Annotated in this window: 27 protein-coding genes and 1 pseudogene; 11 read left to right on the top strand and 17 right to left on the bottom strand. The window is 60.9% G+C overall.

The genetic code is table 11. The features are described 5' to 3' along the window. Nucleotide 1 precedes the first annotated feature (1 nt). The 3 genes from NOX35_RS13890 to guaB form a co-directional block, all read right to left on the bottom strand. The gene (locus tag NOX35_RS13890) at nt 2–442 is read right to left on the bottom strand and encodes a type II toxin-antitoxin system VapC family toxin (protein WP_182282898.1); all 441 of its coding nucleotides are present in this window, start codon (nt 440–442) and stop codon (nt 2–4) included. After that, complete coding sequence (locus NOX35_RS13885; RefSeq protein WP_182282897.1) at nt 439–711, bottom strand: type II toxin-antitoxin system Phd/YefM family antitoxin; 273 nt, start codon at nt 709–711, stop codon at nt 439–441. Before NOX35_RS13885 ends, NOX35_RS13890 begins: the two co-directional genes overlap by 4 nt. A gap of 98 nt (nt 712–809) precedes the next feature. Beyond that, on the bottom strand, nt 810–2285 hold the full coding sequence (gene guaB / locus NOX35_RS13880) for an IMP dehydrogenase (protein ID WP_003074909.1): 1476 nt from the start codon (nt 2283–2285) through the stop codon (nt 810–812). Between the two features lie 97 nt (nt 2286–2382). On the opposite strand from guaB, the gene NOX35_RS13875 reads away from it, so the two are divergent. Then, nucleotides 2383–2886: a DUF4124 domain-containing protein gene (locus NOX35_RS13875; RefSeq protein WP_256493636.1), complete on the top strand. Its 504-nt coding sequence runs from the start codon at nt 2383–2385 to the stop codon at nt 2884–2886. Between the two features lie 77 nt (nt 2887–2963). On the opposite strand, the gene NOX35_RS13870 is transcribed toward NOX35_RS13875, so the two are convergent. Then, entirely contained in the window at nt 2964–3329 is a 366-nt protein-coding gene (locus NOX35_RS13870; protein WP_256493635.1) for an RnfH family protein, read from the bottom strand. Beyond that, nucleotides 3322–3774, bottom strand: a complete 453-nt coding sequence (locus tag NOX35_RS13865) for a type II toxin-antitoxin system RatA family toxin (protein ID WP_256493634.1) — start codon at nt 3772–3774, stop codon at nt 3322–3324. The genes NOX35_RS13870 and NOX35_RS13865 overlap by 8 nt, the downstream gene beginning before the upstream one ends. A 159-nt stretch (nt 3775–3933) precedes the next feature. Between NOX35_RS13865 and smpB the strand changes: the two genes are divergently transcribed. Together smpB and NOX35_RS13855 are read left to right on the top strand one after the other, a co-directional pair. After that, entirely contained in the window at nt 3934–4407 is a 474-nt protein-coding gene (gene smpB / locus NOX35_RS13860) for an SsrA-binding protein SmpB (RefSeq protein WP_003054725.1), read from the top strand. Between the two features lie 103 nt (nt 4408–4510). Then, nucleotides 4511–4909, top strand: a complete 399-nt coding sequence (locus NOX35_RS13855) for a DUF4259 domain-containing protein (protein ID WP_256493633.1) — start codon at nt 4511–4513, stop codon at nt 4907–4909. 52 nt (nt 4910–4961) lie between these two features. Here the strand turns inward: NOX35_RS13855 and NOX35_RS13850 are convergent, their stop codons facing one another. Next, on the bottom strand, nt 4962–5255 hold the full coding sequence (locus tag NOX35_RS13850; RefSeq protein ID WP_182282892.1) for a hypothetical protein: 294 nt from the start codon (nt 5253–5255) through the stop codon (nt 4962–4964). Nucleotides 5256–6396: 1141 nt separating this feature from the next. On the opposite strand from NOX35_RS13850, the gene ltrA reads away from it, so the two are divergent. Further along, entirely contained in the window at nt 6397–8091 is a 1695-nt protein-coding gene (ltrA, locus tag NOX35_RS13845; RefSeq protein WP_256493632.1) for a group II intron reverse transcriptase/maturase, read from the top strand. A 238-nt stretch (nt 8092–8329) separates the two neighbouring features. After that, nucleotides 8330–10954, top strand: coding sequence for an alanine--tRNA ligase (gene alaS / locus NOX35_RS13840; protein ID WP_256493631.1), 2625 nt, complete (start codon nt 8330–8332; stop codon nt 10952–10954). A 242-nt stretch (nt 10955–11196) separates the two neighbouring features. Here the strand turns inward: alaS and trmB are convergent, their stop codons facing one another. The 4 genes from trmB to NOX35_RS13820 all read right to left on the bottom strand — a co-directional run bounded on the left by trmB (nt 11197) and on the right by NOX35_RS13820 (nt 15248). Further along, nucleotides 11197–11931, bottom strand: coding sequence for a tRNA (guanosine(46)-N7)-methyltransferase TrmB (trmB, locus tag NOX35_RS13835; RefSeq protein WP_003074922.1), 735 nt, complete (start codon nt 11929–11931; stop codon nt 11197–11199). A gap of 29 nt (nt 11932–11960) precedes the next feature. Continuing rightward, the gene (gene gluQRS, locus NOX35_RS13830; protein ID WP_256493630.1) at nt 11961–13019 is read right to left on the bottom strand and encodes a tRNA glutamyl-Q(34) synthetase GluQRS; all 1059 of its coding nucleotides are present in this window, start codon (nt 13017–13019) and stop codon (nt 11961–11963) included. Nucleotides 13020–13060: 41 nt separating this feature from the next. Continuing rightward, on the bottom strand, nt 13061–14176 hold the full coding sequence (locus tag NOX35_RS13825; RefSeq protein WP_256493629.1) for an NAD(P)/FAD-dependent oxidoreductase: 1116 nt from the start codon (nt 14174–14176) through the stop codon (nt 13061–13063). Nucleotides 14177–14309: 133 nt separating this feature from the next. After that, complete coding sequence (locus NOX35_RS13820; protein WP_182282888.1) at nt 14310–15248, bottom strand: LysR family transcriptional regulator; 939 nt, start codon at nt 15246–15248, stop codon at nt 14310–14312. Between the two features lie 121 nt (nt 15249–15369). On the opposite strand from NOX35_RS13820, the gene NOX35_RS13815 reads away from it, so the two are divergent. The 3 genes from NOX35_RS13815 (at nt 15370) to NOX35_RS13805 (ending at nt 17282) form a co-directional block, all read left to right on the top strand. Next, entirely contained in the window at nt 15370–16071 is a 702-nt protein-coding gene (locus NOX35_RS13815; RefSeq protein WP_182282887.1) for a pirin family protein, read from the top strand. A gap of 69 nt (nt 16072–16140) precedes the next feature. Beyond that, nucleotides 16141–16548: a DoxX family protein gene (locus tag NOX35_RS13810; protein WP_182282886.1), complete on the top strand. Its 408-nt coding sequence runs from the start codon at nt 16141–16143 to the stop codon at nt 16546–16548. 179 nt (nt 16549–16727) lie between these two features. Then, entirely contained in the window at nt 16728–17282 is a 555-nt protein-coding gene (locus NOX35_RS13805) for a flavodoxin family protein (RefSeq protein WP_256493628.1), read from the top strand. Nucleotides 17283–17416: 134 nt separating this feature from the next. Here NOX35_RS13805 and NOX35_RS13800 read toward each other — a convergent pair whose 3' ends face one another. The 7 genes and pseudogenes from NOX35_RS13800 to NOX35_RS13770 all read right to left on the bottom strand — a co-directional run. After that, entirely contained in the window at nt 17417–18190 is a 774-nt protein-coding gene (locus NOX35_RS13800; RefSeq protein WP_256493626.1) for a sulfurtransferase, read from the bottom strand. Between the two features lie 53 nt (nt 18191–18243). Continuing rightward, nucleotides 18244–19095, bottom strand: a complete 852-nt coding sequence (locus tag NOX35_RS13795) for a MinD/ParA family protein (protein ID WP_042438298.1) — start codon at nt 19093–19095, stop codon at nt 18244–18246. 4 nt (nt 19096–19099) lie between these two features. Beyond that, on the bottom strand, nt 19100–19894 hold the full coding sequence (locus NOX35_RS13790; protein WP_003074940.1) for a GGDEF domain-containing protein: 795 nt from the start codon (nt 19892–19894) through the stop codon (nt 19100–19102). A 40-nt stretch (nt 19895–19934) separates the two neighbouring features. Next, nucleotides 19935–21650, bottom strand: a complete 1716-nt coding sequence (locus tag NOX35_RS13785) for a SulP family inorganic anion transporter (protein ID WP_256496925.1) — start codon at nt 21648–21650, stop codon at nt 19935–19937. Between the two features lie 480 nt (nt 21651–22130). Beyond that, entirely contained in the window at nt 22131–23507 is a 1377-nt protein-coding gene (locus NOX35_RS13780; protein ID WP_182282883.1) for a DUF1329 domain-containing protein, read from the bottom strand. A 185-nt stretch (nt 23508–23692) separates the two neighbouring features. Further along, nucleotides 23693–25168, bottom strand: a complete 1476-nt coding sequence (locus tag NOX35_RS13775; protein ID WP_256493621.1) for an amino acid permease — start codon at nt 25166–25168, stop codon at nt 23693–23695. Nucleotides 25169–25705: 537 nt separating this feature from the next. Next, nucleotides 25706–25849 (bottom strand): annotated as a pseudogene (locus NOX35_RS13770) (ABC transporter ATP-binding protein); the annotation flags it as partial. A 14-nt stretch (nt 25850–25863) separates the two neighbouring features. Between NOX35_RS13770 and NOX35_RS13765 the strand changes: the two are divergent. The 3 genes from NOX35_RS13765 to NOX35_RS13755 are packed head-to-tail and all read left to right on the top strand — an operon-like array spanning nt 25864 to nt 26718. Continuing rightward, nucleotides 25864–26208 carry a sigma 54-interacting transcriptional regulator gene (locus tag NOX35_RS13765; protein ID WP_256493619.1) on the top strand — a complete coding sequence of 115 codons (345 nt, stop codon included), beginning with the start codon at nt 25864–25866 and terminating at the stop codon, nt 26206–26208. After that, a complete protein-coding gene (locus tag NOX35_RS13760; protein WP_256493617.1) occupies nt 26195–26470 on the top strand; it encodes a sigma 54-interacting transcriptional regulator in 276 nt (91 codons plus the stop codon). Before NOX35_RS13765 ends, NOX35_RS13760 begins: the two co-directional genes overlap by 14 nt. Then, nucleotides 26437–26718 (top strand): hypothetical protein, encoded by a 282-nt coding sequence (locus tag NOX35_RS13755; protein ID WP_256493616.1) that lies wholly within the window; start codon nt 26437–26439, stop codon nt 26716–26718. The genes NOX35_RS13760 and NOX35_RS13755 overlap by 34 nt, the downstream gene beginning before the upstream one ends. Nucleotides 26719–26750: the final 32 nt, after the last annotated feature.

Raw genomic sequence — 26750 nt, 5'->3', positions numbered from 1 at the left:
ATTAGAAATCTTCGGGAGCCCAGACGGTGACGCCGCTTTTGCGGGCGGCCGCGATCTGGGCTGTATCGAATGTGGCCAGTGGCAGGCGCAGCGACTGCGCCAGCCACAGGTATGCGGCATCGTAGGTGGGCAGGCCGGTATCCAGCGCCACATCCAGCACGGCCTTGTGCTGTGCAGGAGCCAGGTCGTGCAGCTCCACGCGATGGCGAATGGCTTCCAGTACGCCCCACAGACCTTCGACCGATGTCTGCGGGATACGGCCATTATTCACGCCTGATGCAATCAGGTTGCCGCATTCCCACTGCCAGAGGTTGGGGGCTTGCGGGTCCACTTCATCGCGGCGGATACGGGTGTAGAGGCGTCTGGTGTGCTCGCTGGCGTCGTCAGGCAGCAACCAGGCGGCGGTGACGGATGCATCGAGCACAAAAGCGGTGGCGCTCATGCCTGGTTCCGTCCTGTGTGGCGCAGGCCGGTGATGCTGTCAGCGGCGTTCGTTGCAGTTGCTGGCGCTTTCACCGTCTGCTGCAGAGCCGAGATCTGCTCCAGCTCGCGTGCAATCTGCTCATCGGTGATCACTGGCTTGCGGCGCATGGGCAGCATGCGCACGACTTCCTTGCCGTGGCGCGTGATGCGCACTTCCTCGCCTTGCTCGACCATTTCGACCAGGGCGGAAAAGCGGCTTTTGGCTTCGTAGATACCGATAGATTGCATGGCGGAAAACAAAAAAATCTGGCTAGAACCAGCAGTTCAGGCCAGATTTTAGCATTCTGACCAGATTTTTCAATCTGGTCAGATTTCAAGGTGCTTGCTCAGTCAGCGCGGTAGTTGGGCGCTTCCTTGGTGATCTGCACGTCATGCACGTGAGATTCACGGATGCCGGCTGCGGTGATTTCCACAAACTCGGCCTTCTGGTTCATCTCGGAGATCGTGGCGCAACCGCAGTAGCCCATGGAGGCGCGCACGCCGCCGGCCATCTGGTAGACGATGGAGACCATGGAGCCCTTGTAGGGGACGCGGCCTTCGATGCCTTCGGGAACCAGCTTGTCGGCATTGGGGTTGCCGGTGGACGATTCCTGGAAGTAGCGGTCGGCCGAGCCTTGCTGCATGGCACCGATGGAGCCCATGCCACGGTAGCTCTTGTACGAGCGGCCCTGGTACAGAATCACTTCGCCAGGAGCTTCTTCGGTGCCGGCAAACATGCCGCCCATCATGATGGTGGAGGCACCTGCGGCCAGAGCCTTGGAGATGTCGCCGGAGAAGCGGATGCCGCCGTCACCGATCAGGGGCACGCCGGTGCCCTTCAGGGCGTCGGCCACATTGGAGATGGCCATGATCTGGGGCACGCCCACACCAGCCACGATACGGGTGGTGCAGATGGAGCCGGGGCCGATACCGACCTTGACCGCATCGGCACCGGCTTCCACCAGAGCCAGGGCGGCAGCGCCGGTGGCAATATTGCCGCCGATGACGTCCACCTGGGGGTAGTTCTGCTTGACCCAGCGCACGCGGTCGATCACGCCCTTGGAGTGGCCGTGAGCCGTGTCCACCACGATCGCGTCCACGCCGGCTTTGACCAGCAGCTCCACGCGCTCTTCGGTGCCAGCGCCCACGCCGACAGCGGCAGCCACGCGAAGGCGGCCCGATGCGTCACGTGCGGCATTGGGGAAGGTGGTTTGCTTGGTGATGTCCTTGACAGTGATCAGGCCCTTGAGCTCAAAGGCGTCGTTGACCACCAGGATTCGTTCGAGCTTGTGCTTGTTCAGCAAAGCCTTGGCTTCTGCAGGGCTGGTGCCGTCTTTTTCATTGACGGTGATCAGCTTTTCGCGGGGCGTCATGATCTGGCTGACCTTGACGTCGTAGCGGGTCTCGAAGCGCAGATCGCGGCTGGTCACGATGCCGACCACCTTGCCGCCGTCGCACACGGGGAAGCCCGAAATGCCGCGTTCTTCCGACAGCTGCAGCACTTGCAGCACGGTGTGTTCGGGGGTGATGACCACAGGGTCGTGCACCACACCGGATTCGTGGCGCTTGACCTTGGACACTTCAGCGGCTTGCTGCTCGGCTGTCATGTTCTTGTGGATCACGCCGATACCGCCTTCTTGCGCAATGGCGATGGCCAGACGCGCTTCTGTCACTGTGTCCATGGCGGCAGACACCAGGGGCAGGTTCAGGCGGATATTGCGAGTGAATTGGGTGGCGAGGGAAACGTCCTTGGGCAGGACTTCGGAGTAGGCGGGAACGAGCAGGACGTCGTCAAAGGTCAGTGCTTTTCCGAGAAGGCGCATGTGATGGCTCCAAAAGAAAGATTGTACCTGTGACTTGCCGCACAATGTGGGCTCGTGACCCAGAATCCCCAACGCCAGTCCAAGACTTATTGACTCCATGCACGCCATCAAGTTCGCTTTGTTTGCAGCCATTGCCTGCTGCACGGTCCCCGCAATTGCCCAGTGGCAATGGATAGATGGTCAGGGGCGCAAGGTGTTCAGCGACAGGGCTCCGCCGGCCGATATCCCTGTCAAGAATATTTTGCGCAGCCCTGGCGGTGCCAGGCCTGTAGCACCTTCTGCAATACCGGAGGTCGGCGCGGCCAAGCCCGTTGCGGAAGCCGGCGTGGACAAAGGGCTGGAAGAGCAAAAGCGCAAGATGCAGGAGCAGGAAGCAGCCAAGACCCAGGCCGAAAAACTGCAGAAGGAAAAGCAGCGCCAGGACAACTGCAACCGTGCCAGGCAGGCCAAGGCAACCCTGGCATCGGGCCGCTTGCTCTCCCATGTGAATGCCAAGGGTGAGCGTGGCTTCATGGATGAGGCCGCGCGCGATGCCGAGATCAAGCGTGCCGATGCCGTGATTGCTTCCGATTGCGGGCCCATGGCAGAGCCGGCGCAATAGTCGCCGGGATCTTCGCCGAAATCTCGATAAAAAGCGCCGTCAGAAGGCGCTTTTTTTTGAGTCCTGCTGGCTGCTGGCTAATAGCCCGCCTTGGCTCCGTCTCTCTGGCGTTTGAAAAGTCCGGCGCCGCGCGCGCCCTGGCGGGCAAAGCGTTCGCGTCGGGCAACCTTGGGGTCTACTGTCAACGGGCGATAGACTTCCAGGCGATCGCCATGTTTGAGAACCTGGCCAGGATTCGCGACTTTGCCCCAGATACCGAGCATGTCGGCGGCCAAGGGTTCGGGCAGTTGCAGGTCAGGCAAGGCTGCTGAGGCGGTCACTGCATCCAGAGCTTGCTGGACAGTGCTGCCCGCGGCAAGCTGCAACAAGGCTTCCTGCACGGTGCCGGAGCAGGGCGAGATGCAGACCGTGATGTCGATCACCTCGGGCAGAGCATCAGCCATAGATTTGTTCGGCTCGCTTGATGAAGGCGTCGACCATGGAGCCTGCGATGCGGTCAAAGACCGGGCCGATGATGGCGGCTACGGCTGCGTTCTCGAAGCCGTAATCCAGCTGCAGCTCGACCTTGCAGGCGCGTTGCGTGCCGTCGCCTACAGGATGAAAGCGCCAGTGGCCTTCAAGACGCGAGAAAGGTCCCTTGACCAGACGCATGCTGACCTGCTTGCCGCCGTCATCCATGCTACTGTTCGTGTTGCGCGTCACGAAAGACTTGCGCAGTCCGCTGAACGCAATACCTACCTCGGCTGTCATGCCTGTGTCGTCCTGCTCCAGAATCTTGGCATGATCGCACCAGGGCAGAAAGTCGGCATAGTGGGCCACGTCCGTCACGAGAGCAAACATTTCTTCGGGGCTGTACCAGATGAGGACGGACTTGTTGACGTTTTTCATGAACAAAGAGCAATCAGCAGGGCGCAAGAGCAGGGAATTGGCCTAGGCCAATACACCCAGAGGCGCGATGCGAAACTAAAATCATCGCTCAGAGGCGAGACGGCAATCCGGTATTGTAGGGAGAGCTTTCATCTCCGGTCCGCCTGCAACTAATATTCCATGGCCAAGAAACCAGAAACTTCGTCGCGCATTGCCGACAATAAAAAAGCAGCTTTCAACTATTTCTTCGAGGAGCGCCACGAAGCCGGCATGGTGCTGCACGGCTGGGAGGTCAAGGCCCTGCGCAGCGGCAAGGTGCAGCTCACCGATGGCTATGTGCTGATCAAGGACGGCGAGCTGTTCCTGCTGGGCTGCCAGATCAACCCGCTCAAGACCGCTTCTACCCACGTCAATCCCGACTCGGCACGCATCAAGAAGCTGCTCCTGAAAAAGGATGAGATCAAGCGCCTTGTCGGCAAGGTCGAGCAAAAGGGCTATACCCTGGTGCCCATCAATCTGCACTGGAAGAACGGTTACGTGAAATGCGAGATTGCCCTGGCCAAGGGCAAGGCCGAGCATGACAAGCGCGATGTGATCAAGGACCGCGAAGGCAAGCGCGAGGTGGAGCGCGCCATGAAAAACCGCAACCGTTGACCTGCCGCGCCTGGATCTATCTTCCGCACTGACACAGTTCTGACATCAAGGCCCGCTATGTTGGGCCTTGCTTTACTGACATATCGCAGCAAGGAGTTTGGTCATGGGCACTTGGTCGCACGGCAATTTCGATAACGACACCGCATTGGACTGGCTGGCCGATATCACGGGCCAGCTCATCGATGAAATTGCCGAGGCCCTGGACTCGCCCGAGGCCTTGCAGGCGGGCGAGCCGGAGTCGGATCTGGTTCCCTGCCGCATCGAGCTGCTGTGCGCCATGGCCGAGGGCGGCATGCATCCGCTGTGGCCGGATCTGCAGACGCTGGAGCATTGGAAAGCCACTTATCTGCAGGCCTGGGACCAGAGCATCGACGAGCTGGAGCCCGAGGAGGGCTACAAGCAGGACCGTCGCATCGCGATCATCGAGACCTTCGATCGCATGATCGCGCTGGCTGCAGCAGCAGAGGAAGAAGGCGCTGACGAAGACTGGGGCGAAGAATAAGTGCGGCAGTCATGCACGGCGCAGGCTTCCGGCTTGCGCCGCGGCAGCTGTCTTACGGGTTTTCGCCGTAGCGGGTCTTGAAATCGAACTCCAGGCGTTCGCAGTCCTGAGTGGTTTTGAACTCCTGGGTCTTGCGTTCGGCCTCGGGCTTGGCCGTCTGTTTCCAGCAGATCTTGATGGTTTCTGCTTCCGTCCAGCGCTGCTTGCTTAGCGGATCGTCCATGAACTGGCCGATGAGCATGAGCGCGCCAAAGATGATCACGGGCAGGGCGATGAGCCAGACCACCAGGCGGTTTTTGGCAGGGGCTGCGGGCTTGGAGGTCTCGGTTTGGGGTGTGTCGCTCATAGTGGTTGCCGATTATCCGCAAGCCGATGATGAAGACATTAATGCAACGCATGAAAATTCATGATCGCTGTTATCGGCACAAGGCCGCGTGGGTATGTAGCCGCAAACCTATAATGTTCGGCTGAGTGCGACACGTTTGTCGCTCTGTTAGACGGTTGAGCCTCTGAAAACCGTACAACCGACCTCCCAAGGGTCTGGTGCGAGGCACATTCTTCCCATCAGGCTGTACCCCACAGGGGACAGTCCAGTCTCTGGCTCCGAACTTCGGCAGCCTCATCAGCTTGGCTATTCCTGCAATAGTCCGGCGTAGCCGTGCTCGCGTGCAATGTGCGCCCCGGCCGTATCACACTGACCGCCACAAGCGGACATTTCTAAGAAACAGAAATCCTTCATTGGAGGACTTTTTACGTGCATACGCTTTGACTGATGGAAGAAGTACAGAGTGCAACTCTGACCTGCCTTGTCATGCTCTCTAGCAATGGAGTGCCATGACCTTGTGTGCGACCACAAGTAGCCTACGGTGACGTGCAAGACCAGCAATGGGCTTGTGCGAAGCTCACCCGACAAAGTACCCCTGCGCAAGCGGCATCTCTTACCCGCGAGGGTAGAGGTGGACACTGCCAGCAGAAAAGCGGTGAAGGGGCCAGGCTAGTTCCGCATGGGCAACGTAAAGTGAATCATCGCTTGAACCTGGGTAAACATTGAATGGCCAAATCTGCTGATAGGCCATAACCAAAAGGTACGCTGAAGGATGTGTTTGTTCAGCCTAGACACACGTCGTCAACATCAGCTCCAGGAAAGATGAGTCCTAACCGGATAGACATGCAGCGATGCGAATCGCCCGTGTCGGCAAGTCAGGGAACGTGGTAAGCCCCACTATCCGCCAGCACGCGCAAGCGTGTCGGCAGGGAAGCCGTAAGGCAACCTGTTGGATGAGGGGGTATGGGATGGTGGAAAAAGCGAATGGCTGCCTGTAATGGGTGGCATAGGGGCTCGTGCCCTGACGCGAAAGCGTGCCCACTTCCACTTGGTGCAACCGTCGCTCGCGACTGCATTTGTTTAAACCTAGCCCGAAGGGATTGTGCGTATCCCTTCGGGGAGACGTGCGTCCTCTGAGGGTTCAACTCGGTAGGAGGAAAGCATGAGAAAACTCACCGGCGACGGCGAATCTGCGTCCTCACGCGAACCGCAAGACTGGCATGCCATCGATTGGCATCGTGTCGAGCAGTTTGTGAGAACGACGCAGCAACGCATAGCGAAGGCAACGCTGGACAAGGACTGGCGCAGGGTGAAAGCTCTGCAACGGTCTTTAAACCACTCGTTTTCCGCCAGGGCTCTGGCGGTAAGACGTGTAACTGAAAACCAAGGTAAGCGAACGGCGGGAGTCGATCGCCAGCTTTGGGATTCTCCTGCCGTGAAACGGGCGGCGATTGGAAGGTTGAAGCAGCAGCGGGGATACAAACCCAAGCCATTGCGGCGGGTCTACATCCCCAAAGCCAACGGGAAGGAGCGTCCTCTGGGCATTCCAACCATGTTGGATCGGGCCATGCAGGCGCTACACCTGCTTGGACTGGAACCGGTGGCGGAAACCACGAGCGATCCGAATAGCTACGGCTTCAGGAGAAATCGTTCGACGGCAGACGCCATGGGCCAGATATTCGTCACGACTTCCCAGAAGACGGCGTCTTCCTGGGTGTTAGAAGCGGATATCCGAGGTTGCTTTGACCATATCAACCACGAATGGCTGGTGCGCCACGTTCCTATGAACAAGGCAATCTTGCTGAAATGGCTGAAAGCCGGGGTAGTCCATAGGGGGCACCTATCGCCGACTGTAGAAGGGACGCCGCAAGGCGGCATCATCTCGCCAACTTTGGCGAATATGTGTTTGAACGGGCTGGAAACCGACCTGAAAGCGCACTTGGTTGCGAAATACGGGAAGACAAAAGCCAAGGGACTCAAAGTCCATGTGATCCGGTACGCCGACGATTTTGTGGTGACTGGCATCTCGCGAGAGGTGCTGGAAACACAAATCAAGCCGTGGATAGAAGCCTTCCTCGCACAACGAGGTCTGCAACTGTCGCCGGAGAAGACCAAGGTCGTTCACATAGACGAGGGTTTCGATTTCCTGGGATGGAACTTCCGCAAATACAAAGGGAAGCTCTTGATCAAACCGAGCAAGAAGAACGCGCAAGCGTTCTATCGCAAGGTCAGTGAAATCGTGAAAACACACCTATCGACGAAGCAGGAGGATCTCATTGCCAAACTGAACCCAATCCTTCGAGGCTGGGCGAGGTATCACCAACCGGTGGTGGCGAAGGAAACCTTCAGTCGGATGGACAGCCTGATCTACTGGCGCCTGGTGCGCTGGACGAGACGGCGACATCCGAATAAGTCCCACCCCTGGTGCAAAAGCCGTTACTGGCAGCGCATCAAGGACAGGGATGAGTTTGCTGCAACCGTGAAAACGGCGGACGGCCCGCTTACGACCAAACTGTTGAAGCTTGCAGATACAGAGATCGTGAGGCACGAAAAGATCAAGGGGGAATACAACCCCTTTGACCCGGTATGGGAGGTGTACGGAGAGGAGTTGAGAACGAAACGCATGTTGAAAAACATGGCGTACCAGTACGAAACTTCGATGCTGTACATCAGCCAAAACGGGCGTTGCGCACTTTGTGCGGAGCCGCTGGAGGAAGGGGAACGCTGGCACGACCACCACATTGTTTACAAGGTGATGGGCGGGTCGGACAACCTCTCCAATCGGGTGCTGCTGCATCCGGTCTGTCATAGACGACTGCATGCCTTGGGTTTGCAGGTAGCGAAACCGGCCTCTTAAAGGCTTCGGGTTCATCTCGAAAAAGCCTCTCCGAAGTAGAATGGGGTGCTTTAGACGGGACTGAATCTTGTTGTGCTTGAGCCGGATGCGGTGAAAGTCGCAAGTCCGGTTCTTAGGGGGGAATGGTTCAGCAATGAACTGTTCCTACCCGCCTTTGCCTGTCTGCGCAGCTCCTGAAAAAGCAGCGCCGGGCCGTACTGATCGCAGGCGTCATGCAGGCGTCTTCATACCAAACACCATGAGTACACCCACTTTTTCCGTTGCGGACATCCGCAAGACGTTCCTGGATTTCTACGCTTCCAAGGGCCACACGGTTGTCGCGTCCAGTTCGCTGGTTCCCGGCAACGATCCGACGCTGATGTTCACCAACTCCGGCATGGTGCAGTTCAAGGATGTGTTCCTGGGCACGGACAAGCGTCCCTACAATCGCGCAACTTCGGTGCAGGCCTGCCTGCGCGCCGGCGGCAAGCACAACGACCTGGAAAACGTGGGCTACACCGCGCGCCACCACACGTTCTTCGAAATGCTGGGCAACTGGTCCTTCGGCGACTACTTCAAGAAGGAGTCCATCGAGTGGGGCTGGGAGCTGCTGACCAAGGTTTTCGGCCTGCCCGCCGAGAAGCTGCTGGCCACGGTCTATCACGAAGACGACGAAGCCTATGACATCTGGAAGAACGTCATCGGCCTGCCTGCCGAGCGCATCATCCGCATCGGCGACAACAAGGGCGGCAAGTACAAGAGCGACAACTTCTGGATGATGGCCGACACAGGCCCCTGCGGCCCCTGCTCGGAAATCTTCTACGACCACGGCGAGCACATTGCCGGCGGCCCTCCCGGCAGCCCGGAAGAAGACGGCGACCGTTTCATCGAGATCTGGAACCACGTGTTCATGCAGTTCGACATGAAGGAAGACGGCTCCGTGGTCAAGCTGCCTGCACCTTGCGTGGACACCGGCATGGGCCTGGAGCGCCTGGCTGCCATCCTGCAGCATGTGCACAGCAACTACGAGATCGACCTGTTCCAGGCATTGATCAAGGCAGCCGGCCGCGAAACCCATACCGAAGATCTGAGCACTCCTTCGCTGAAGGTGATTGCCGACCATATCCGCGCGACCTCCTTCCTGGTGTCCGACGGCGTGATTCCTTCCAACGAAGGTCGTGGCTATGTGCAGCGCCGCATCATCCGCCGCGCCATCCGTCACGGTTACAAGCTGGGCCAGAAGACTCCCTTCTTCCACAAGCTGGTGGCCGACCTGGTCGTACAGATGGGCGATGCCTATCCCAAGCTCAAGGAGCAGGAAGCGCATATCACCAGCGTGCTCAAGGCCGAGGAAGAGCGTTTCTTCGAGACCCTGGCCAACGGCATGGAAATCCTGGACAGCGCACTGGCCGGCGACGTCAAGGTGCTGCCCGGCGATGTGGCCTTCAAGTTGCATGACACCTACGGCTTCCCGCTGGACCTGTCCAACGACGTGGCGCGCGAGCGTGGCGTGACGGTGGACGAGGCCGGCTTCAACGCCGCCATGCAGCACCAGAAGGAAACTGCCCGCGCAGCCGGCAAGTTCAAGATGGATCGCGCGCTGGAGTACACCGGACAGGGCAACACCTTCGTGGGCTACGACAAGCTGGCGGAATCTGCAAAAATCGTAGCGCTTTACGCTGACGGTGTATCTGTTTCCGAGCTGAAAGTAGGTCAAAACGTCGTGGTTGTTCTGGATGCCACTCCTTTTTATGCAGAATCCGGTGGCCAGGTCGGCGATCGGGGCGTGATTGTTGCGGGTGGCAACCGCTTTGCCGTGGAAGACACGCTCAAGATCAAGGCCGATGTATTCGGTCACCACGGCGTGCTGGAAACCGGCAGCCTGAAGGTGGGCGATGCCGTTGAAGCACAGGTGGACACCGCCGTGCGCGCTGCAACCATGCGCAACCACTCGGTCACACACATCATGCACAAGGCCTTGCGCGAAGTGCTGGGCGCCCATGTGCAGCAAAAGGGCTCGCTGGTCAATGCCGAGCGTACCCGCTTCGACTTTGCGCACAACGCCCCGGTGACTGCCGAGCAGATCCGCGAGATCGAAGCCCGCGTCAATGCCGAGGTACTGGCCAACACCGCCACCGATGCACGCGTGATGGATATCGAGTCGGCCCAGAAGACCGGCGCGATGATGCTGTTCGGCGAGAAGTACGGCGAAACCGTGCGCGTGCTGGACATCGGCTCCAGCCGCGAGCTCTGCGGTGGCACCCATGTCAGCCGTACCGGCGACATCGGCCTGTTCAAGGTGGTGGGCGAATCCGGCGTGGCCGCTGGCGTGCGTCGTATCGAAGGCATTACGGGCGAGAACGCGCTGGCCTATCTGCAGTCGCTGGAGTCCACCGTGGACCAGGCTGCGGCCGCTTTCAAGGCTCCTGCAGCCGAGCTGACCAACCGCATCGGCGGTGCACTGGATCAGATCAAGGCACTGGAAAAGGAAATCGCTGCGCTCAAGGGCAAGCTGGCTTCCAGCCAGGGCGACGAGCTGGTCACGCAGGCTGCCGACGTCAAGGGCGTCAAGGTGCTGGCCGCCAAGCTCGAAGGCGCCGATGCCAAGACCTTGCGCGACACCATGGACAAGCTCAAGGACAAGCTGGGCGCGGCCGTGATCGTGCTGGCCGCCGTGGATGGCGACAAGGTGCAACTGGCTGCCGGCGTGACCAAGGCTGAAACCGCCAAGGTCAAGGCCGGCGAACTGGTGAACTTTGTGGCCCAGCAAGTGGGCGGCAAGGGCGGTGGCAAGCCCGATATGGCCATGGCCGGCGGCACCGATGCCGCAGCCGTGCCCGCAGCGCTGGCCAGCGTGCAGGCCTGGGCGGCCGAGCGCCTCTGAGCCGAGCGCCTGTAAGCGCAAGACAGGGGCGGCCAAGGCTGCCTTGTCCCAAAACAAAACGCTCCTCAATGAGGAGCGTTTTTTATTGTTGGAGCGAACCCTTGGAAACTGGCATAACCCAAGTCGGAGACACCGAGGAAGGGCCGCCCCGCACCGAGGGTGTCGCCCCCCTTTCCTTAGCGCGAAGCGCGTAGAGAAAAGGGGGCGCCCGGCTAGGGGAAGGCGCAAAGTGCCTCAGGGGGCTACTTCTTCCTGAACACCAGGTCCCAGACGCCATGACCGAGGCGGATGCCGCGGTTTTCGAATTTGGTTAGCGGCCGGTAGTCGGGCTTTTCGGCGTAGTTCTCGGCCGTGTTCTGCAGCATGGGTTCTGCGTTCAGCACTTCCAGGATCTGCACCGCGTAGGGCTCCCAGTCGGTGGCGCAGTGGATGTAGCCACCGGGCTTGATGCGAGCGGCCAGCTTGGCGATCAGCGGGCTCTGGATCAGGCGACGCTTGTTGTGCTTTTTCTTGTGCCAGGGATCGGGGAAGAAGATGTGCACGCCGTCGATCGAGGCTTCGGGCAGCATGTTGTCGATGACTTCCACGGCATCGTGTTGCAGGATGCGGATGTTCTCGATCTCCTGCTCGCCAATGCGCTTGAGCAGCGCGCCCACGCCGGGTTCGTGCACTTCGCAGCACAGGAAATTATCGTCGGGGCGCACGCGGGCGATATGGGCGGTGGCTTCACCCATGCCGAAGCCGATTTCCAGAATCAGCTTGCCGTCGCGGCCATAGGCGGCTGCGGCGTCCAGAGGAGCCTTCTGGTATTGCAGCAGGAAGCGCGGACCCAGTTCTTCAAAAGCCTTGGCCTGGCCCGTAGTGGTGCGGCCTGCGCGGCGCACATAGCTTTTGATGGTCTTGGGATAGGCCACGCCTTCGGGTGCCTGGCCTTGGGATGCTGCGGATGCGTCAGCGGCTGGCACGTTTTCGGCCATATCGGTGGTAGGTGTTGGATTAGAAGAAGTCACGGGGCGATATTGTAGGTTTGGCGCCAGCACCGGACCCAGAAGTCCAGCGCCAAAGGCAAGGCGCTTGCGGGGCTTTCGCTGCTGCAGGATGCGTCTGCGGGCGCTTGTGGCAGGCCGAGCCGCTGTGCCGCGGCAGACAGCACGGTCAGCGGCTGGCTGACATCCACGGCGGGTGCGCCATGCTGTTTGGAGAGCTTTTCTCCGTTGTCCATGCAGACCAGCGGTGTGTGCAGATAGCGCGGCTGGGTCAGGCCCAGGGCGCGCTGCAGCAGCAGCTGGCGCGGAGTGTTGTCTGCCAGGTCTTCACCGCGCACCACATCAGTGATGCCTTGCTCGGCGTCGTCAACGACCACGGCCAGCTGGTAGGCCCAGAGCCCGTCCGCGCGGCGCAGCACAAAGTCGCCCACGCTGTTGATCAGGTTCTGCTGCTGCGCGCCCAGACGCCGGTCCTGCCAGTGCAGCACGGGGCGTCTGCTTTCCAGGCAGTGTTGTCTGGGTGCTATGCTTTGTGTAGCTGTTTGCGCTTTTGGAATGGTTGTTTTGAACTGGTTCTCTTGTAATTCATGCACCTGCTGCTCCAGTGCAAAGCGCCAGGCCCGGGCGGGCTTGCCTTGCAGGCCATGACGGCAGGTTCCGGGGTAGGGCCGTTCCACATGTCGCTCGTGAGTCAGTCCCTGTGCCTGCCAGGCGGCTTCGATGTCTTTGCGCGTGCAGCCGCAGGGGTAGGCCATTTTTTGCGCCTGCAGCTGTTGCAGCGCTTTTTCATAGAGTGCATGACGCTGCGACTGCCAGACCACGGGGGCATCGGAGTGCAGGCCACAGGCGGCCAGCTGGCGCAGGATTTCCTGGTCGGCACCAGGCTGGCAGCGTGGCGGATCGATGTCTTCGATGCGAATCAGCCAGCGTCCGCCGTGGGCGCGTGCATCCAGCCAGCTGGCCAGCGCCGCGACCAGAGAGCCGGCATGCAGCGGTCCGGTAGGAGAGGGCGCAAAGCGCCCGATATATGGCCCCGTGCTGGGAGCGCTGGAGGAGGGACGGGAGAGGGCCGCAGTCATGAGGGACGCCATCTTACGCCCCTTGACTGCGCGCAGTTGGCTCAGGCCAGGGCCAGCCCCATTTCCAGACCCGAGACAAAAGCGTCTTCCACCCGCATGCCTATGCACCAGTCCCCGCACAGGCCCAGGCCTGCCGAGGGGTCGTGGCTGAACGGTCTGCCCAGGGGCGCCAGCGTCTGGGCATGCTGCCAGAGGTAGACGCTGGCATGGCGCGGCGCAACGCGGATGCCGGTGATTTCGCCAAAGGCCTTTTGCAGCTTGGCAAGCACACGCGTGGCGTCGTCATGGCGGTGCTCGTTGGACCACAGCGGATTGGCATGAATCGTCCAGCGCTCGGTCTGGGCGCGGCCGGGTTTGGAGGACTCGCGGGCCACCCAGGCAACGCGCTCATGCGTGCTGCGTGCGGCATTCCACTGCGGGCCCAGCGTGGTCAGCCCGGCCTGTGCGGCCATGGGGTAGGACAGCGTCATGGCCCAGCAGGGGGCCATTTCCACGGGGGCCAGGGTCCTGGCCAGGGCAGCACCCTGCGGCGCTGTCTGCAGCAGTTGCGCGGCCACGGGCGCCGGCACGGCCAGCACCACGGCATCGAAGTCGGCTGCAATCTGCGGGCCGTGGTCTTCGGTATCCAGCATCAGGGACCACTGATGGCGGCTGTGGTGGCTGCCGCTGGCAATGTGGTGGCTCATGGCGCGCAGGGACTGTCCCAGGTGCAGGCGCCCGGCATCCCATAGCGGCGCTGCCCAGGCCAGTGGCAGCGATTGCATATCGGGCATGCCGACCCAGTGGGTCTCGCGCACCGGCGTGTGCTTGTCGACTCTGCGGCCCTGGGCGTTGCGGGTCTGAACGCTGTTCAGGCTCCAGGCGCGCAGATTGCCGGGCGTGATGTCCAGCACTTGCTGAAAGCGCGGGTCGCGCACGGTGAAGAACTGTGCGCCGATGTCAAAGCTGCCGTAGGGGCCGCTGACCGAGCGCATACGTCCGCCGGCCTGGGTCAGGCGCTCGTAGACATGGACGTCGTGCCCGGCCTGCATCAGCGTGCGGGCACAGGCCAGACCGGCAATGCCCGCGCCGATGACGGCAATGCGCTTGGCACCGGTATGCAGGGAGGGGGAAGAAGCGGAGGCAGTTGCGGACGCGCGAGTGCGGGAAGCATTCATGAAAAAGCCTTTTCGACACCGTTTGAGTTCTAGCGTAGCAGCTATCCAAAGGATAGCAAGTGCTGCTTGTGCTGAATTGTTGCAGCGCAACTCACTCTACACCTCCCGCGTGATGGCTGCGACGCGCAGCAGCTTATTGACGGTGATGGTTTTCCATAAGCGCCTTGCGTGTGGCGGGGCTTTCGAGTTGCGTCAGCCACCACTGAAGGGCGCGTCCGGGAGTGCGGTGGGCGGGGCCGGGCCATGCATAGTGCAGGCGCAGATTGCGACTGGCGCGCTGCACCTGTCTTGTGACCAGCAGGCCGGCATCCAGATAGGCCTGAACCATGCCGCGTGGCAGAAAGCCGGCGCCAATGCCGCGTATCTGAGCCTCCAGCTTGGCCTGCATGCTGTCCACGGTGAGCACGTCCTGGCCGTTGACCAGGCCAAAGCTGGAGTTGCTGCGCACGCCCGAGTCGGCCACGGCCACCATGCGGTGCTGCAGCAGCAACTCGTCAGACAGCGGCTCATCGAGTCCGGCCAGCGGGTGGTGCGGCGCGACGGCGAAGACGAAATCAATCTCCCCGATTTCGCGCTTCTGCAGTTCGGAGACATTGCTGGTGTTGACCGCCACGCCAATGGCCAGATCGGCATGGCCGCTGGTCAGTACTTCCAGCGTGCCGTTGAGAATGCCGTCGCGCAGCTTGAGCGTGGTGGGCGGGTTCAGCGCATAAAAGGCTTCGACCAGCTCGAAGATGGGCGTGCGGGCCACGGCCCCGTCGATGACGATGGTCAGCTGCGGCTCCCAGCCCGTGGCCACGCGCTTGACGCGGTGCGCCACGGCGTCGATCTCCTGCAGCAGGCGGGCGCCTTCGCGCAGCAAGGCCTGGCCGGCCTCCGTGGCCTGGGCATGGCGCGAGCTGCGGTCAAACAGCAGCACATCGAGCGCGTCTTCGATCTGGCGCACGCGGTAGGTCAGCGCGCTGGGCACCAGGCCCAGGGAGCGCGCAGCGGCGGCAAAGCTGCCGGTTTCGGCAATGGCCTGCAGCATGGCCAGGCTGTCGGGGGTGAGCACATCGCGGGAGCTGGGCATGGTGAGATTGATGATTCAAACAGTTTGAATGATGCCATCAACGCCGTTCAGCCACGGCCTGACAGGCGACTTCTACAGTAGAGCCCATAGAGACAGTCACTTGAACGAAAGGAAGCACACCATGATGACTCTGCGCAAATCCCAGGAACGCGGCTACGCCGACCACGGCTGGCTCAAGTCCTATCACAGCTTTTCGTTTGCCGGTTACTACGATCCTCGCCATATGGGTTTCGGCAATCTGCGCGTGATCAACGAAGACCGGATTGCACCCGGCACGGGCTTTGGCTCGCACGGCCACCGCGACATGGAAATCATCAGCTATGTGCTCGAAGGTGCGCTCTCGCACAAGGACAGCATGGGCAATGAAACCCCCATCCTGCCTGGAGAGGTACAGCGCATGAGCGCTGGCTCGGGGGTGGTGCACAGCGAGCAGAACTATGCCAAGGAGCAGACCACGCACTTTCTGCAGATCTGGCTGCTGCCCGCTCGGACAGGTATCGAGCCAGGCTATGCCCAGAAGACATTCAGCGAGGTGCAAAAGCGCGGGCGTCTGTGTCTGGTGGCTTCACCCGATGGTGCCGAGGGCTCGGTTCCCATGAACGCGGATGCACGCTTGTATGCCGGTCTGTTCGACGGCGCAGAGGCTGCCGATGTGGCCCTGCCGGCCGGTCGCAAGACCTATGTGCACCTGGTGCGTGGCGAGCTGGACGTGAATGGACAAAAGCTGACAAGCGGCGACGCCGCACTTATTGAAAATGAGGAGCGCCTGCGCCTTGCCAATGGCCGGGCTGCGGAAGTTCTGGTGTTTGACCTGGAACCTTGAGTCTGACGATTTCAAGGCTTGTACTGATATGAACCAACGCGGCCCTGGGTCGCAATGACTGGAGTTGAGATGTTGAATCAATTGCGAAATCCTCTGGACCTGGCGGGCCGTGTGCTGATTGCCCTGCTGTTCCTGCCTGCGGGCATTCAGAAAATCAGCGGCTTTGCGGGCACCGTGGGTTATGCCGCGTCGGTGGGCATGCCCATGCCCCAGGTCGCGGTGGCGGTGGGCCTGGTGATCGAGATCGTGGGCGGTCTGGCCATCCTGCTTGGCTGGCACACGCGCTGCGCGGCCTTGATCCTGGGATTTTTCACGCTGATCGCCAGCTTCTTCTTCCATAACTTCTGGGGCGTGCCTGCAGAAGCCGCCATGATGCAGCAGCTGCTGTTCTGGAAGAACATCGCCGTGGTCGGGGGCCTGCTTGGCTACGCCGCCCATGGGGCAGGCGCCTGGAGCATGGACGGCCGCAAAGGCTGAAGCATGAGGCCGCGCAGGCTGAAAGTGCGCAAGCGGTCATGGCTTTGATAAGCTAGCGCGCTCTCGCAAGACAAGGCCCGCCGGGTGTCAATCCGGCGGGCCTTTATTTGGCACAGATTCACGATGGCGCGGCGGATGGCTGCGCCGATACAAGCAGGAAAAGCAGGAAAGAAGAAATCATGAGCAATATCGTTGTGGTCTACCACTCCGGCTACGGCCATACCCAGCGCATGGCGCAATCCGTGGCCCAGGGCGCGGGCGCGCAACTGCTGGCCATCGACGCCGATGGCAATTTGCCCGAAGGTGGCTGGGAGCAACTGGCTGCGGCCGATGCCATCGTCTTCGGCGCGCCCACCTATATGGCCGCTCCGAGCTGGCAATTCAAGAAATTTGCCGATGCCTCGTCCAAGGCCTGGTTTGCCCAGGCCTGGAAGGACAAGCTGTTTGCCGGCTTCACCAACAGCGCGAGCGTGCAGGGCGACAAGCAGGTCACGCTCGATTATTTCTACCACCTGGCCATGCAGCATGGCGGCGTGTGGGTGGGGCTGGGCCTGCTGCCTTCGAACACCAAGGCCGCCCAGCGCAACGATGTGAACTGGATGGGCAGTTTCTGCGGTGCCATGGCGCAGTCCCCCTCTGACTCTTCGGCCGGCGAGATGGCCGCAGGCGATCTGGAAACCGCACGCCAGTTTGGCGAGCGCGTGGCCAAGGCAGCAGCACGCTGGGCAAAGTAAGCACCGTCGAGCTGCTATCAAATCAAAAGCGGCTGGCGTTGATCATCAAACGATCTCAGAGATCAAGTCTTCTGAGATCGGCAATGAGCAAGCGCCAGCCGCTTTGTTTTTGATAGTGGGTGAAGAATGCCGGCCTATTCCATCAAATGCTTTTTGATGGGGCGGGGGTGAACCAGCTCGGTGCGCGACAGATCGGTGCCCAGCGAGTCACGGCCGTCAAAGACGAAGCAGCCGCCGTCGTAGAACTTGCCGTCGGTTTCCTCGAAGTACTTGAGGATGCCGCCTTCGAGCTGGTAGATGTTTTCGATGCCTTCGTCCTGCATGAGGATCGCGGCCTTTTCGCAGCGGATGCCGCCAGTGCAGTAGCTGACCACGGTCTTGCCGGCGAATTCGTCCTTGTGCTGGCGCAGTGCCGCAGGGAATTCGGTGAACTTGCTCAGGCGCCAGTCAATCGTTCCGGCAAACGCGCCTTCGTCCACTTCGTAGTCGTTGCGCGTGTCCAGCGTCACCACCTCGCGGCCCTCGTCGTCATGGCCTTGCTCCAGCCAGCGGCGCAGCGTGGCCGGGCTGACCGATGGCGCACGGCCATGGGCGGGTCGTATGGCGGGATGATCCATGCGGATGATCTCGTTCTTGACCTTGACCAGCATTTTGCGAAAGGGCACGGTCTCGGACCAGCTTTCCTTGGGAGCCAGGTCGGCAAAACGCGGGTCTTGCTTCAGCTGCTCCACAAAGTCGCGTACGGCTTCGGCAGGGCCGGCCAGGAAAAAGTTGATGCCTTCTTCGGCCAGCAGCACCGTGCCCTTGAGGCTCAGGTCATGCGCACGCTCCAGCAGCGTCTGGCGCAGCTGGTCGGCGTCGGGCAGGGGCGTGAATTTGTAGCAGGAGATGTTGAGTATGTCGGCCACGTCGATATCCGGGGGGGGCGGCCGCGCGGCTGCTGCATCGACGGTGATGCAGCTCAGACCGGGGCCGTCAGCTCTGCCTTGATTTTATTGGACAGCTGTGCCACTGCGAGGGATGCGGGTGCTCCGGGCATGGCCTGCAGCAGCAGCTGGCGGCGCATCACGGCCTCGCGCACGGCGGAGTCGACCGGAATATCGCCCCAGTGGGTCAGCTGCAGCGGCTGGCCGGACTCGGTGGTCACGAAGCGGTTGAGCACCTGCTGCAGCTGGCCCGTGATGGCGCGGCCATCGCCGGGGCGTTGCGCCTGGTTGATGACCAGACGGATCTGCTGGCGCTTTTGCTGCAGCGCCAGCACCTTGATGGCGGCGTAGGCATCGGTCAACGAGGTGGGCTCGGGCGTGGCCACGACCAGCACCTCGGTTGCCAGAGAGACGGAGAACAGCACTACATCCGAGATGCCGGCACCGGTGTCGAGCAGGATGATGTCGTAGCGCGGGCGCAGCAACTCCACCGTGCGCATGAACTGGGAGCGAATCTCGGGGGTGAGGCGCGAGTACTCGATCATGCCCGAGCCTGCCAGCAGCACCGAATAGCCGCCCGGCGTGGTCAGGATGGCATCTTCCAGCGTGGATCGACCTGTGAACACATCGTGCAGCGTGACCTTGGGGTAGAGGTTGAGCACTACATCCAGATTGGCCAGGCCCAGGTCCGCGTCCAATACCAGCACGTTGAAGCCATGACGCGTCAGAGCCGCAGCCAGATTGGCAGAGACGAAAGTCTTGCCGACACCGCCTTTGCCGCTGGTGACGGCAATGATGTGGGCCTGCTTGTTGCGGCCAGGCGCCCGCAGGGCATCTTCCATGGATATATGAGCGGGCAAAGTAGGGTGAGGGGCCAAGGTGTCCATCGTCTCAAGGCGTTATGACCTGGCTTGCGGCGTCGGTGTTTACGTCTGGTGCTGTATTGTCAGAGACATTTTCCTCTAACGAAGCGGCAGGCAAAGGGCTGAAAAGCAGGCTTTTTTCCTCGGCACTCACCGTACTGTCGGGCGGATCCTCCACGCAGACGCAGTTGCGTCCCGCCGATTTGGCCAGATAGAGCTGGCGATCGGCACGCTCGGTCCACAGTTGCGCCGTGCTGCGAATCCATTGCTGGGCGTAGACCCCGCCAATACTCACCGTGACCTTCAGCGACTGGCCGGAGGACACGGCGATGGAGTTGCTTTCGATGGCCTGGCGCAGGCGTTCGGCGACCGCACGGCCTTGATGCGCAGGACAGACCGGCAGCACTATGGCGAATTCCTCGCCACCGAAGCGCGCCAGGGTGTCCATGGGGCGAATGATTTCGGACAGGGTCTGTGCCACGGACTGCAACACCATATCGCCAGCAATATGACCGTGCTCGTCGTTGATCTGCTTGAAATGGTCGATGTCCAGCATCAGCAGCAGTGCGGTTTCTCCGGAGCGGGCCACGCGGTCGATCTCGCGCTCGATCACGGAGCGGAAATGGCGTCGGTTGGCCAGCCCCGTGAGGGGGTCGCGCAAAGACAGTGCGCACAAGCCATCAATCAGTGCTTGCAGGTAATGGGTGGGAGTGTCAGTGGGCAGACGGTTATCACTACCGCCCGCGCGAGTCACCAGATTGTGTGCGGTGGCAAGGCGCAGATCGCGCAAAAACACGGATTGGTGAGGGGCGGATGAGGTCACGACAAACTATCAATGATGACCGTCAGTGTAGCAGCGCCCCCTATCTTTTTGTGGATGTAGGCTTTTCGTCAGCGTTGATCTGAGTGAGTTCTGTGGGGAAATTGCCAAGCGTTCGCAGAAAGTCGGCATCCGTGCGGTAGAGCCTGATGGGGCTGCCTTCCTTATGCAGCAGGCCGGCGCGCTCCAGCCTTTGCTCGGCCGGCAGCTTCAACCCCACCACGTGCAGCAGACCGCCGCGCAATGCGACCAGGCGTTCCAGTCGGGCAAAGGTTTCGACTCCGGTGATGTCTATGCTGTTGATGGACTGCATCAGCAGCGCCAGGTCTTTGGCCTGGGGCGCTTGCTGCAGGGCATCGGCCGCGTAGCGCTCAAGTGCCGTGGCCGTGGCAAAGTCCAGGTCTGCATCCATGCGCAGAGCCACGACTTCAGGTGCCAGGGGGGGCAATTGCCAAAGCTGGCGGCTGCGCAGGCTGCCGTCGGGATGCTCGCCGACCTCGATGATGCGCGGGTGCAGGTGGTGATAGAGGTAGTAAGCCTGGCTGAGCATGATGCCCGCGAACACACCCCAGTACATGCGCGGGGCGGTGACGATGGTCAGCACCAGCGTGGCGACGCTGATGCTGGCTTCGACCTTGGAAATCCTGAAAAGCTTGAGAATGGCGCTGGGCTTGACCAGGTTGAGCACGGCGGTGATCACGATGGCAGCCAGCGTTGCCTGAGGCACATGGTAGAGCCAGGGTATGAACCAGAGCACGACCACAACCACCAGCAAAATGGAAAAGACGTTGGCGTAGCCGGTCCTGGCACCTGCGAGCAGGTTGACGGCAGAGCGCGAGAATGAAGCGCTGGTGGCAAAGCTGCCGAACAGGCCGGCGCTGATCTTGGACAGTCCCTGGGCAATCAGATCCTGATTCTCGTTCCAGCGCGTGCCGGCCTGCTGATGCTCGACCTGGGCACTGGACGCGGTTTCCAGAAAGCTGACCAGGGAGATGACCAGCACTGGCATGATCAGGGCGCCGAACTGCTCCCAGTCCAGCATGCCGGGCCACTGGAAGCTGGGCAGTCCCGCTGGCAGGTGGCCAATCACGGCTCCGCCCGCATCGGCAAAACCCGTGATCCAGCTGATGAAGCCGCTCAGGCCGATGATGAAAATGGCCGAGGGAAAAGCAGGACGCCATTTCTTGGCCAGCATCAAAAGAGCCATGCTGACCAGGCCGTAGGCGATGGATTGGATGCTGAACAGATAGATGGACGGCGAGTGCCAGACGGTGGACCAGTCAGCGCGCATGCCCAGAAGAGTGGGCAGCTGCGAGGCCAGAATCAGCAGGGCTGCTGCCTGGGTGAAGCCTGCCAGTACGGGGGAGGTGACCAGGTTGAGCAGCCAGCCCGCGCGTACCACGCCCAGACTCCATTGAACCAGGCCCGACAGAATGGCCATCCACGCAGCGAGCACCACCCACTGGGCCGAGCCCGGTTCGGCCATGCCGGTCAGAGAGGCGCCGATCAGCAAGGCGCTCAGCGCCGTAGGCCCCACGCCCAGCCGGGGTGAGGGGCTGAAGAGAATGGCCACTGCGGCCGGAATGATGGAGGCATAGATGCCGGTAATCAGCGGCATGCCCGCCAGCGCGGCGTAAGCCACGCCCTGGGGCAGCAGCATCAGGCCCACGGTCAGGCCGGCCCAGAACTCGCCGCGCAGCAGGCCGAAAGTCGGTTTGGGCCAATTGAGAAAGGGCAGCCATCGGGCCAGGGATTGCATGGAAGTCATGATTGCGGCAGAACTAAATCCTCTGCAAGCTTAGTCGGGCTTTGTTGTGCAGGGATTAAAAACAGGACGAGGCTACGATATTGGCCGAGGGGACGCCTTGTTCCAAAGTGACTCGAGGCGCGTTGCCCAAACCGGGCCGGCATGGCATCGATGGCGGCAAGGGGTCGGCGGATGGCCGATGAGTACGGGAGGGGGTGCCCGCCAGATCCGCGCCCTGCCATGCGACCGGGTGGGTCGCTGGCTGCTTGTGAATGATGCCCACGTTGAAATCGACTCGAAGACAGAGAAAACGGCGCCAACTGCTATGCATTTTCAATGTTGATGCCTTGTTTCATCCTAGCACGCTGCCCGCGCATATGCTGGGCAGCGCTCCCGTTTCGGGGCGGGAGCGGCCATAAAAAAGAGAGGCTCATGGCCTCTCTGTACACCTTGTGGTGTGGTGCGCGCGGTAGCTGAGCCACCTGCTGTTTGTCAGTTGCCCAGGTTGCGAATCGCCTCGGGAGTGTACTGGCTGGGTTTGAGGTCGTCCTTGCCCAGAATCGGTGCCTTGGGGCGCTCCTGGACCAGATTCATGCTCACATAGGAGCCGGCATTCAGGTCATAGTAGAACGAAGTGCCCGCATGCCATTTCTTGATGTCGTAGGCATAGTAGTAGTTGATTTCACCGTGCTGCCACAACTGGCCGCGTGCGTCGTAGAAGTCGCCCGAGACGGCGTGGCCGGTGTCTTCGTCGATGAACATCACGCGCTTGGAGTACAGGTGACGGAAGCCGGGCTTGAGCTTGCCCTCCAGCACCCAGACACGGCGCAGCTCATAGCGGGTGTAGGCAGGGTTGGGGTGACCTGGCTTGAGCAGATCGGCGTATTTCATCTGCTGGTTGATGCGGAAGGTGTTCGCAGGAATGAACATCTCGCGCTTGCCGTGCATGGTCCACTCGTAGCGCTCGGAGCCGCCGTTGAACAGGCGTTCTGAGTCGATGGTCGCCTTGCCGCTGGTGCCGGGGGAGGGCTGGTCATAGCCGAACTCGGGCAGTTGTCGCACGCGGCGAGTGCCGGGATCGTAATTCCAGGCCAGGCGCTTGTCCGTGCCAAAGTTCATGGGCTCGATGGACAGAATCACACCACCTTTTTCGCGCTCGGGCAGGATGGAGAAATTGGTCACATAGGCGTATTTGCCTTCGTTGGGCTTGCCCAGATTTTCCTTGGAGTCATAACGACTGAGCTGGATATAGCTGGTGCGGCCCCAGGCAATATCGCCGCTTGCGCCCACCAGAGCCATGTCGCGCTCCACCTCTTCGGTGCTGGCGCGGCTGGGCATGAGGTTGTTCCAGAGCAGTTCCAGGCCGGTCTTGGGAATGGGGAAGGGCAGAGCGCCCATGAAGCCCTTGACGCCATTGCCGTCGTTGACTACCTCGGCTTCCAGCGCATTGCGCTTGATGACGGCGCAGATATCGTCGTCATAACGGAAGTCGCGGTGGCCCGGATAGACGGGAATGCGCATGGTGGCGGGGAACTTGCTGAGCAGCGCCTTCTGGCCGGCGCTGAGCTTGTCGCCATATTGCGCCATGTTGGCGGCCGTGATCTCGAACAGCGGCTTTTCATTGGCGTAGATATCGGGCTGGAACTGTCCCACGGACCTGGTGAACTTCACGCCGGGCGGAACGCCCAGGATCTTGCCCGTGAATGGCGGGATGCTGCCGTCGGCATTGCCGGCCTTGATGGCGCCGGTGCAGGTCAGCTCCTTGCCCAGCTTGTCGGCTTCTGCGGCGGGAACCTTGGCACAGGCGGCTCCTGCGCTCAGCAAACCTATGCACAGCATCAGCGCTGTGCTCATCGTCTTTTGTTGCATTGCTCTTGTTTTCCTGGTGAAAAAACGGTGCAGGCCATGGCCTGTGAGCATTTATTCTTCAGATATTTGTCATGACATGAATCGTCTGTTGGGACTAATCGACAGCATCCGAGGCAAGCCCAGGACGCAAAAAAGGCAGCGCCGTTGCCGGAGCTGCCTTGGGTGGGATCAAAAATGACTAGGTATTAACGCGAGCCGTTCAGATCCATCTCCGAGTATTTGACGATCTTGGAGCCCTTGACCCATTTGTAGCCAAACCAGATGATCAGGAAGAGAGGCAGGCCGATATAGGTGGCGATGGCGCCGACCCAGTCAATCTGGTCCTTGATCAGATTCTCGTAGTTCTGGCCCAGGGTGATGATCAGGCACAGCACAAAGGCGAAGATGGGGCCGAAGGGGAAGGCTGCTGCCTTGTAGGGCAGCTGGTTCATATCGTAGTTCTGCACTTCGCAGCCCTTGCGGAAACGGTAGTGGCTGATGGCGATGCCCAGCCAGGCGACAAAGCCGCACATGCCGGACAGATTCAGCAGCCAGATATAGACGACTTCAGGGCTGAAAATATTGGTCAGAAAGCACAGGGCGGCGATCACGGTGGTGGCGATCAATGCCAGCACGGGCACGCCACGCGTATTGACCTGGGCAAACAGCTTGGGCGCCATGCCTTGCTTGGCCAGCGCATACAGCATGCGGGTGGAGGCATACATGCCGGAGTTGCCGGCCGACAGCACCGAGGTCAGCACCACGGCATTCATCACGGCGGCAGCGCCCAGCAGGCCGGCACGCTCGAACACCAGCGTGAAGGGGCTGACGGCGATATCGCCCAGATCGTTGCGCAGCAGCTTGGGGTCGGTATAGGGAATCAGCAGGCCGATGATGAGAATGGCGAAGACGTAGAACAGCAAAATGCGCCAGAACACCTTGCGCACGGCCTTGGGCACGTTCTTGGCAGGATCTTCGGATTCGCCGGCGGCGATACCGATCAGCTCCGTGCCCTGGAAGGAAAAGCCCACCACCATGGCCACGCCGATCAAGGCCGCAAAGCCGCCTGCAAACGGTGCATCGCCCGTGCTCAGGTTCGCAATATTGCCCCAGATTCCGTCAGGTGCGCCGCCTTGCAAAATACCGAAGATCATCAGCACGCCGATGGCGATGAAGACCAGCACTGTGGTGACCTTGATGGCGGCAAACCAGAATTCGGATTCGCCAAAGCCCTTGGCAGACAGTGCGTTCAGGCCGAACATCAGGGCCAGAAACAATGCACTCCACAGCACGCCGTTGGTGCCGGGGAACCAGTAGGCCATCACCAGTTGCGCCGCAACCAGGTCCACGGCAATGGTCACGGCCCAGTTGTACCAGTAGTTCCAGCCCAGGGCGAAGCCAAAGCCTTCATCCACGTACTTGGCGCCATAGGTGGCAAAAGAGCCGGAGACGGGCATGTGCGCGGCCATCTCGCCCAGACTGGTCATCAGGAAATAAACCATCAGGCCCACGATCATGTAGGCCAGCAATGCGCCGCCGGGGCCTGCTTGCGAGATGGTTGCGCCAGAGGCGACAAAAAGACCGGTGCCGATGGAGCCGCCGATGGCGATCATCGACATATGTCGGGCCTTGAGGGAACGGTGCAAGCCACCGTTGTCAGTTTTTGCTTGGCTATCGCTCATGAGAGATATTGGTTTTTTTTGCGGATCATGAAGCCTTGGTGGTCCTGCTGGTGAAAGCCTTGGCCTCATGCCCTTTTGTTGCGCCCTGATGTCGGGAGTCCCCGGATATCAACGCGGTCGGCGTGAACGGCGATGACATGCATCGTGCTCAGTGGCTTCCGATAGGGTGCAGATTGTGAGCGATTTGCGCAGGAGCCGTACAGTGTGAGCTGCAGATTAGGGGTGCCATGGGTTGAATCGATATCTAAGTGTTTGATATTTCAGAATTAATGACTGGATCGGAAATTCTGAAAAATATCCTTATATCTTCGTCAAATCGTCGGCGGGAGTGGCTTCATCCTCAGTCTGCATTCGGTTGGGCTTTGTCGATTTGATTGTTTTATTTTTCATTTCGTCAAAAATAAATGTCGAAATGTCAATGTTGGATGTCGATAGTTTCTGTCTTGAGATGAAAAGAGCCGCCAGCCAATAGTTATCAAGGACAGGCAGCTTCTTTTTTGATAGTGAACGGCGTGAGGTCAGGCCGTCTGCCTTGAATCAGCTGAGCAGCAAGGCGTCGTCTGCGAGCTTCTCGCCACGTACCTTCTCGAACATATGCAGCAGGGTGGGCATGTCCATGTTCGCATGCTCTTCGCCGCTGAAGTCCAGCACCACCTGGCCCTGGTGACGCATCACGGGCCGGGCCGGACCCACAGATGCAGACCAATGCCCGGCAGGCGCTGCGTGTGCCTGACAAGGGCTCGGCCATTCTGCTGCACGGCGAATCGGGGTCGGGCAAGGAGGCCTTTGCCAAGGCCACCCACGAGGCCTGCGTACGTCGGGCCCAGCCCGTCGTGGCGGTGAACTGCGCGGCGATTCCCGAGACTCTGATCGAGAGCGAGCTCTTCGGCTATCGCGAAGGCGCCTTCACCGGCGCCTGTGCCAAGGGCGCGGGCGGCAAGATCGCTCAGACCCATGGCGGAGACTTGTTCCTCGGCGAGATCTACGGCATGCATGCAGACCTTGCAGACGCGGCTGCCGCGCGTGTTGGCCGAGCGTGAAGTCACCCCGCTGGGCTCGGAGCAGCCCATCTCCGTCGATGTGCAACTGATCTGCGCCACGCAACGCGACCTGCGGGAGATGGTGGCCCAGGTAGAGTTCCGGCTCGATCTGTACTACCGTCTCCACAGCGTGACGCTGGAGCTGCCGGCGCTGCGCGACCGCGCAGACAAGTGCGCACTGATCGAGTGCCTGTTGAGGGGAGCGGTCTGCTGCTCTAGGGCCGTGCCGTGGCCATCACCGAAGCCGCGTGCCGGGTGCTGATGCGCCACGACTGGCAGGGCAATATCCGTGCGCTCAAGAACGTGCTGCGCACAGCCATGGTGCTGAGCGGCGACGGGGCCATTGCTCCCGAACATCTGCCGGCCCAAGTCGACGCCGGCCAGCCGCCTGTGCTGCCGCCAGAGCGCACGCTGTCGCTGGACGGCAGGCAAGAAGTCATGGTGGCGCAGGTGCAAGACGAGCGCCCGGCTTTGCGACAGGCGCTGAAGACGCATCACTGCAATGTGTGACCGAGGCCGCGCGCAGCCTGGGGCTGAGCCGG

The organism is Comamonas sp. C11 (assembly GCF_024496285.1).
Lineage (GTDB): Bacteria > Pseudomonadota > Gammaproteobacteria > Burkholderiales > Burkholderiaceae_C > Comamonas > Comamonas testosteroni_F.
This window is presented reverse-complemented; position numbering and strand designations above follow the sequence as displayed.